At 65.3% G+C, this 7,519-nt stretch carries 10 protein-coding genes; 4 read left to right on the forward strand and 6 right to left on the reverse strand.

Annotation, left to right across the window (positions count from 1 at the left end):
• Nucleotides 1-30: 30 nt before the first annotated feature.
• A complete protein-coding gene (locus QLH51_RS15240) occupies nucleotides 31-561 on the reverse strand; it encodes a YcxB family protein (protein ID WP_125660900.1) in 531 nt (176 codons plus the stop codon).
• An 87-nt stretch (nucleotides 562-648) separates the two neighbouring features.
• Here QLH51_RS15240 and QLH51_RS15245 point away from each other — a divergent pair, with 87 nt between their 5' ends.
• Entirely contained in the window at nucleotides 649-1,584 is a 936-nt protein-coding gene (locus tag QLH51_RS15245; RefSeq protein WP_125660897.1) for a ribose-phosphate pyrophosphokinase, read from the forward strand.
• 322 nt (nucleotides 1,585-1,906) lie between these two features.
• On the opposite strand, the gene QLH51_RS15250 is transcribed toward QLH51_RS15245, so the two are convergent.
• The 5 genes from QLH51_RS15250 to QLH51_RS15270 form a co-directional block, all read right to left on the reverse strand.
• Nucleotides 1,907-2,197, reverse strand: a complete 291-nt coding sequence (locus QLH51_RS15250) for a hypothetical protein (protein ID WP_125660894.1) — start codon at nucleotides 2,195-2,197, stop codon at nucleotides 1,907-1,909.
• Nucleotides 2,157-2,756, reverse strand: coding sequence for a hypothetical protein (locus tag QLH51_RS15255; RefSeq protein ID WP_125660891.1), 600 nt, complete (start codon nucleotides 2,754-2,756; stop codon nucleotides 2,157-2,159). Before QLH51_RS15255 ends, QLH51_RS15250 begins: the two co-directional genes overlap by 41 nt.
• A 140-nt stretch (nucleotides 2,757-2,896) precedes the next feature.
• Nucleotides 2,897-3,643, reverse strand: a complete 747-nt coding sequence (locus QLH51_RS15260; RefSeq protein ID WP_206429218.1) for a sulfite exporter TauE/SafE family protein — start codon at nucleotides 3,641-3,643, stop codon at nucleotides 2,897-2,899.
• Between the two features lie 4 nt (nucleotides 3,644-3,647).
• Entirely contained in the window at nucleotides 3,648-4,034 is a 387-nt protein-coding gene (locus QLH51_RS15265; RefSeq protein ID WP_125660888.1) for a hypothetical protein, read from the reverse strand.
• Nucleotides 4,031-4,555 (reverse strand): sterol desaturase family protein, encoded by a 525-nt coding sequence (locus QLH51_RS15270; RefSeq protein WP_125660886.1) that lies wholly within the window; start codon nucleotides 4,553-4,555, stop codon nucleotides 4,031-4,033. Before QLH51_RS15270 ends, QLH51_RS15265 begins: the two co-directional genes overlap by 4 nt.
• A gap of 172 nt (nucleotides 4,556-4,727) precedes the next feature.
• Here QLH51_RS15270 and sucC point away from each other — a divergent pair, with 172 nt between their 5' ends.
• From sucC to QLH51_RS15285, 3 genes are all read left to right on the forward strand, one after another.
• Nucleotides 4,728-5,927: an ADP-forming succinate--CoA ligase subunit beta gene (gene sucC / locus QLH51_RS15275; RefSeq protein WP_125660883.1), complete on the forward strand. Its 1,200-nt coding sequence runs from the start codon at nucleotides 4,728-4,730 to the stop codon at nucleotides 5,925-5,927.
• Nucleotides 5,928-6,131: 204 nt separating this feature from the next.
• Nucleotides 6,132-6,881, forward strand: coding sequence for an electron transfer flavoprotein subunit beta/FixA family protein (locus QLH51_RS15280; protein WP_125660881.1), 750 nt, complete (start codon nucleotides 6,132-6,134; stop codon nucleotides 6,879-6,881).
• Nucleotides 6,878-7,519 (forward strand): electron transfer flavoprotein subunit alpha/FixB family protein (locus tag QLH51_RS15285; protein ID WP_164516208.1); only part of this gene is annotated, 642 nt, incomplete at its 3' end. The genes QLH51_RS15280 and QLH51_RS15285, both read left to right, overlap by 4 nt.

Raw genomic sequence — 7,519 nt, forward strand, 5'->3', positions numbered from 1 at the left:
TAGGCAGCAGGCAGGCAGGCGGCAACCGCGTCAGCGACGCGGCACCCCGGCAGCGGTCAGGATCGCCACCGCCTCGGCCAGCTTCTCTTCCGACAGTGCCCGACGCGGCAGGAAATAGGCGGACATGTCGTTCTGCAGAATCATCAATCCGCCGCGTGCCAATTGCCACCCCGGCAGTTCGTCCCAAGGGTAGAAGCTGTCAGCGCGAATGCTGGCGAACCGCAACCCTTCCGGGGTCAGGGTCAACCGCGTCTCGTGATGCGCGGTCCGCTGCTGCGCGAACAGCCGCCGCGCGCGACGCGGTATCAGGAGCCATGTGCCGCCGATGATGAGCGCCAACGCCACGACGCCGTAGAGCAGACCAATGCCCAACGCCGCCACCGATGCAGCCGTCACTTCGCCATCGACAACGAAGATATACGCCAGCCCGGCGCCGCAGGCGAAAGCCAGTATCGCGACCATACGCCCGAGAAACCGGCGCGAACGCAGCTGTCGGCCCACGACCGCCCGCTGTATAGCTGCCAGATCCTCCGCCGACGGCGTGAACGTCACTTCGACCATCGCTCATCCCTTCGCGTCACATGGGTTTCACAATTCGTCCACGCACTCTATGGCGCACCACATCTTTCCATGGATACGGACGCACCCATGAAGCTGCTGGCGGGCAATTCCAACCTTCCCCTGTCGACCGCGATCGCGGACTATCTGGAGATTCCGCTGACGAAGGCCAGCGTGCGCCGCTTCGCCGACGAGGAAATCTTCGTCGAGGTGCTGGAGAACGTCCGCGGCGAAGACGTGTTCGTCGTCCAGTCGACCAGCTATCCGGTCAACGACAACCTGATGGAAATGCTCATCATGATCGATGCGCTGAAACGCGCGTCGGCGCGGCGCATCACCGCCGTCATTCCCTATTTCGGCTATGCGCGGCAGGACCGTAAACCCGGTCCCCGCACGCCGATCTCGGCGAAACTCGTGGCGAACATCATTACCGAAGCCGGCGCCGATCGCGTCCTGTGCGTCGACCTCCACGCCGGGCAAATCCAGGGCTTCTTCGATATCCCGACCGACAATCTCTATGCCGCGCCGGTGATGTCGGAGGATATCAAGACCCGCTTCGGCGAGCATAACCTGATGGTCGTGTCGCCCGACGTCGGTGGCGTGGTCCGCGCGCGCAGCCTCGCCAAGCGGCTGCACAACGCGCCGCTCGCCATCGTCGACAAGCGCCGCGAGCGCGCCGGCGAATCGGAAGTCATGAACATCATCGGCGACGTCGAGGGCCGCTTCTGCGTCCTGATCGACGACATCGTCGATTCGGCCGGCACGCTGTGCAACGCCGCCGCCGCGCTGAAGCAGGCCGGCGCGATCGGCGTCGTCGCCTATTGCACCCACGGCGTCCTGTCGGGCGGGGCGGTGGCGCGGGTCGAGGCGTCGTCGCTCGAGGAACTGGTCATCACCGATTCGCTGGGCAACCACGACGTGATCGCCGGCGGCACCAAGATCCGCCACCTGACCATCGCCCCCCTCCTCGCCGAAGCGATCCGCCGCATCGCCGAGGAAGCATCGGTGTCGAGCCTGTTCGACTGACGCGGAGGTGCCGTTTCGGCAGCGGGCAAACGCTCCCGAGCCGAACGCGCTGATCGCCGCCGGCGTGGAAACGGACCGGATGCACTCCGTCCGGCATCGGTAGCGCCAGCGTCACGATGTCGCCGATGGTGAGCGGCGCATCGCAACCCCGCGCGGACTCGTTCTGTACCTCCGCCTCGCCACCCGCCGGAATCGCCGGCGGTCCCGCGTCCAGCGGCAGGCGGCCGGTCGCGTTGCCGGGGAACGGCTTCGTCCGGTCCCATGCCGACGTCGCGACGCGCGCATCGCCGGCCGCACCCGGTCGCATCGCGATCTTCACCGCTCAGAAAGCGATGATACCATAGGCAAAACCAGTCTGTACGATGATTTGCAGAAGTAGGTAGGTGATCGTGAAATGCGACATCCACGACAAAGGAGACAGTCCGCGTTTGCCTGCGATGTAGTACGCCACGGCCAGCGCGGTCGCGGAACAAACCCAAAGCCATGTTTGGCCCGGTGGCGCAGCAAATTCGTTGCGGAGAAGACGCGACAGCAACCATCCGGCTATTCCGACCGCCAATGTCGCCGGAATCTCAAAGGCTGCTAGGCGGGATACCACGGAGGGCGAGTTCATCGGAAATCCTCTTCGTGTAGAATTCGTAATAATCTTTCGATTTTCCTCCAAAAAAATTTGTCAGGCCGATCGCAAACATCCCCATGGAAAAACCCTTGGCAACAGATCCCGTCGATAAATTCCCTGCGCGGTTGGCAATGGCTGTCGATGCTCCGCTTGCCCCGCTCGACGAAAACGGATCTGACATGAAATCAGCTGCGACTTCGGACGCATCAACAATTTTCTTCAGTTCCGTATGAAATTGTCGACACAGCTTTTCGGGAAGGCACGCCGGGAATGCCCAAGGCCTCTCTCTGATTTGCGTCGTCAACGACAATAGCTTGGCGCGGATCGCGACATCGTTGCGATCCTTGAGGCGGCGTGGAATCTCCCGTCGCAGTTGCTGTTCACAGGACGGTAGCGCATGGACGTACAGCATCGTGCGCAGCAGCCCGGTCACGATCGGGCTACCGGCACCGGGGGGCGGCCGGGTGGACGATAGCCAGCTTGGCACGAACCAAGCCGACTTGCCGGATTGCGGGGTCAGGTAAAAGATTGATCGCAATTCTTCATCGCCCACGCGGCGATATGGTCCAGGCCCAGTCTGCATCGACGTCTCGCCTCCAGTATTTCCGGAGAACGTGACCCCCTCCCCCGGGGTTCCCTGTTGAAGCAGCCATTCCTTCCCGGGCGAGCGGGGACGGTGCGTGGCGACGACCCTCACGTCACCCCGTCCCACACCAGCTTCACTCCCACCGCAATCATCAACACATAGATCGCCGTATAGAACCGCTTCGCCGACACCCGCCGTACCAGCCACACCCCGGCAACGGTCGCCGCGATCGCCATCGGCAACAGCACCGCCGACGTCGCCAGGTTCGCCTTCGTGAACTGCCCCAGCGCCAGATAGGCCGGCACCTTCAACCAGTTGACCGCGCCGAAGAACAACGCGGTCGTCCCCACCAGCACGTCGCGGGGAAGCTGGCGCGGCAGTACCCACAACTGGAACGGCGGTTGCCCGGCATGGGCGATCTGGCTGGTGAACCCCGATGCCACGCCGAACATCGTGCCGACCCAGCCCGGCGACCGCCGCGCGACCGGCATCCCGTTGCGTTCGGTCCACAGCCGCCACAGTCCGAACGCGACCGAAATTCCCCCGATCACCGCCAGCACCGCCGAAGGTTGCACCGCGCTCGCAAAGCCATAGCCGAGCAGGATGCCGATCCCTGCGCCCGGCAGCATCCATCCGATCACCCGCCAGTCGATCGTCCGCCGGAATGCCCAGATGCCGACGACGTCCTGCACGATCAGGATCGGCAACAGGATCGCGACGGCGCGCACCGGATCGATCGCCATCGCCAACATCGGCAGCGACAGCGCGCCCATGCCCGAAAAGCCGCCCTTGGCGAGGCCCAGCATCACCACCGCCGGCACCGCCAGCGCATAGAAGAACGGATCGTCGATCACCCGGTCAGGCGTTCCGGTCGTTCAGCGCCTGCGCGATGCGGAACAGCGCCAGCACGCCGACCGCCAGCACCGCGACCAGCGCCAGCACGGCATAGGTCAGCACCTCCAGCCAGCGCGACACGGTCCGCGTCGCTTCGGCCTGCCGGGCCATCGCGATGCTGTCCGGTGTTTCGGCCCGCGGCGCGCCGGTGGTGAACGGGGCGGGTGGTGGCGGCGGTGCCTCGCTGGAACGCGGATCGCCCCGCCGGTCCTCGCCTGCGCCAACTTCCACCGCCGGACGCGGCGATCCTCCGTCGGTCGACATCGTCGCCACCGCGCCGACCATCGCCAGCGTGGCGAAGATCGCGAGCGCCCACGACAACAGCCGCGCCTGCCAGCCTTCCGGCGTCACGGATGCTCGACCGGGTCGTGCGTCCGCGCGGTCGGCGCACGGACCCCGGCATTGCCGCGCCGCTTCAGTTCGGCCTTCAGGTCCTCGGGCTTCGGTGCCCACAGGAAACCGAAGCTGACCGTGCCGTGCTTGCTCTCGACCGCATGGTGCAGCCGGTGGGCGGAGATGATGCGCTTCATATAGCTGGATTTCGGCAGGTAGCGGTGGTGCAGGCGGCGGTGGACGATGATGTCGTGGAATCCGAAATAGATCGCGCCATAGGCCGCGATGCCCGCGCCGATCCAGATCGTACCCGGCCACCAGCCCCATTGCACCCCGCCCATCAGCAGGACGATCGACGGCACCGCGAAGATCGCGGCGTACAGGTCGTTCCATTCCCAGTTGCCGTGGCGCGGGGCATGATGGCTGGCATGCAGGAACCAGCCCGGCCCGTGCATCAGCCAGCGATGCGCGACATAGGCGAAGCCTTCCATGAAGATCACGGTCGCGACGAAGATCATGAGTCCGATTGCCCAGTGCATGGCGGCGATATAGCGAAGCGGCGCGGGTAATGCGACGGCTTCTCGAATAACGCATTTGCGACGCAATTGCATTAGAACGCTTTCGGGCTGGATTCGCCGGTCCGCATGTGCTTTACGCGCGGCAACTTAGCAAACTTCGGTGACACCACCCGAGAGGCGGAAGGCGAATCCCATGAACATTCACGAATATCAGGCCAAGGAACTGCTCGCGAAGTTCGGCGTGCCCGTCCCCGCCGGCTTCTCGGCGATGACCGTCGACGAAGCGGTCGAAGCCTCCTCTAAGCTGCCCGGGCCGCTCTATGTCGTGAAGGCGCAGATCCATGCCGGCGGCCGCGGCAAGGGCAAGTTCAAGGAATTGGGCCCCGACGCCAAGGGCGGCGTCCGCCTGGCGAAGACCGCCGACGAGGTTCGCGCGGCGGCGACCGACATGCTCGGCAACACGCTGGTCACGATCCAGACCGGTGACGCGGGCAAGCAGGTCAACCGCCTGTACGTGACCGACGGCGTCGACATCGCGAAGGAATTCTACCTCGCGCTGCTCGTCAACCGCGCGACCGGCCGCGTCTCGATGGTCGCCTCGACCGAAGGCGGCATGGATATCGAGACCGTGGCGCACGACACGCCCGAAAAGATCCACTCGATCGACATCGATCCGGCCACCGGCTTCCAGGGCCATCACGGCCGCGCCGTCGCCGCCGCGCTCGAACTGACCGGCGACCTCGCGAAGCAGGCCGCCAGCGTCGCATCGAAGCTGTACGACGCGTTCCTCGGCACCGATGCCGAGCAGATCGAGATCAACCCGCTGGCCGTCACCGAGGACAACAAGCTGGTCGTGCTCGACGCCAAGGTCGGCTTCGACGGCAACGCCATGTTCCGTCACAAGGACCTGATGGAACTGCGCGACACGACCGAAGAGGACGCGATGGAACTGGAGGCGTCGAAGTACGACCTCGCGTACATCAAGCTCGACGGCGACATCGGCTGCATGGTCAACGGCGCCGGCCTTGCCATGGCGACGATGGACATCATCAAGCTGAACGGCATGTTCCCGGCCAACTTCCTCGACGTGGGCGGCGGCGCCAACAAGGAAAAGGTGACGGCGGCGTTCAAGATCATCCTCGCCGATCCGGCGGTGAAGGGCATCCTCGTCAACATCTTCGGCGGCATCATGAAGTGCGACATCATCGCGGAGGGCATCGTCGCCGCCGCGAAGGAAGTGAACCTGTCGGTGCCGCTGGTCGTCCGCCTCGAAGGCACGAACGTGCAGGCCGGCAAGGACATCCTCGCCAATTCAGGCCTCGCGATCGTCCCCGCCAACGATCTGGGCGATGCCGCCAGGAAGATCGTCGCGGAAGTGCAGAAGGCGGCCTGATCGCCCTTCGCCTGCGACGAAGACAAGGGTCCGGACGGAAACGTCCGGGCCCTTTTTCGTTGGGGTGGGAAGGCGATCCGCGTTAGGGTCGCCATCCGTTGCCACGGCATCCCGCCATTTCCATACCGGACTTGCGAACCCAGCGCAGACCCGCCACGGAAACCCGCGATGCCACCGCGCAAGACGTTTTGAGAGGGAGTGCCCATGAAGGTGGTGGTGCCGGTCAAGCGTGTGCTTGATTACAATGTGAAGCCGCGTGTGAAGGCGGACGGTTCGGGTGTGGATCTTGCGAATGTGAAGATGAGCATGAACCCGTTCGACGAGATCGCGGTCGAGGAAGCGATCCGGTTGAAGGAAAAGGGCGTGGCGAGCGAGATCGTGGTGGTCTCGATCGGTGAGCAGAAGGCGCAGGACACGCTGCGCACCGCGCTGGCGATGGGTGCCGACCGCGGCATCCTCATCACCAGCGAGACGAAGGTCGAACCGCTGGGCGTCGCCAGGCTGCTGAAGGCGGTGATCGACGAGGAGCAGCCCGGGCTGGTGATCCTCGGCAAGCAGGCGATCGACGACGACAACAACCAGACCGGACAGATGCTCGCGGCGCTGACCGGCTATGCGCAGGGCACTTTCGCCAGCAAGGTCGAGGTCGCCGGTGACACGGTCAATGTCACGCGCGAGGTCGATGGCGGGCTGGAGACGGTGGCACTCACCCTGCCCGCGATCGTCACCACCGACCTGCGCCTCAACGAGCCGCGCTATGCCTCGCTGCCCAACATCATGAAGGCCAAGTCCAAGCCGCTGGCGGCCAGGACCGCCGCCGACTACGGCGTCGACGTGACGCCGCGGCTGACGACGGTGAAGGTCGAGGAACCGGTCAGGCGTCAGGCAGGGGTGAAGGTTGCCGATGTCGACGAACTGGTCGGCAAGCTCAAGACGCTGGGAGTGGTCGCATGAAGACGCTGGTTTGGGTCGAGCATGACGGGCAGGCGGTCAGGGACGCGACCTATGCCGCGGTCACCGCCGCGGCGAAGCTGGGCGAGGTCGAGGCTTTGGTCGCGGGACAGGGCGTCGACGGCGTCGCGCAGGCTGCGGCGCAGATCGTCGGGGTGACGAAGGTGCTGGTCGCCGACGATGCCGCGTTCGCGCACAATCTCCCTGAGAATGTCGCGCCGCTGGTGGTCGAGCTGATGGGGACGCGCGATGCGTTCCTCGCCGCCGCGACCACGACCGGCAAGAACATCGCGCCGCGCGTCGCCGCGCTGCTCGACGTGATGCAGATTTCGGAGATCCTGTCGGTCGAGGGGCCGGACAGCTTCACCCGGCCGATCTATGCCGGCAACGCCATCGCCACGGTGAAGACCAGCGACCCGAAGCTGGTGCTGACGGTCCGCGGCACCGCGTTCGACAAGGCGGCGCCGACCGGTGGCGCGGCGACGGTCGAGCCGGTCGCATCGACCGGGGACAAGGGCGTGTCGCGCTTCGTCGGTGCCGAGATCGCGGCATCGGAACGCCCCGAGCTGACCAGTGCGAAGATCATCGTCTCGGGCGGGCGGGCGCTGGGGTCCGAAGAGCAGTTCCACGCGCTGATCGAT

It is taken from the genome of Sphingomonas sp. 2R-10, assembly GCF_030062225.1.
GTDB lineage: Bacteria > Pseudomonadota > Alphaproteobacteria > Sphingomonadales > Sphingomonadaceae > Sphingomonas.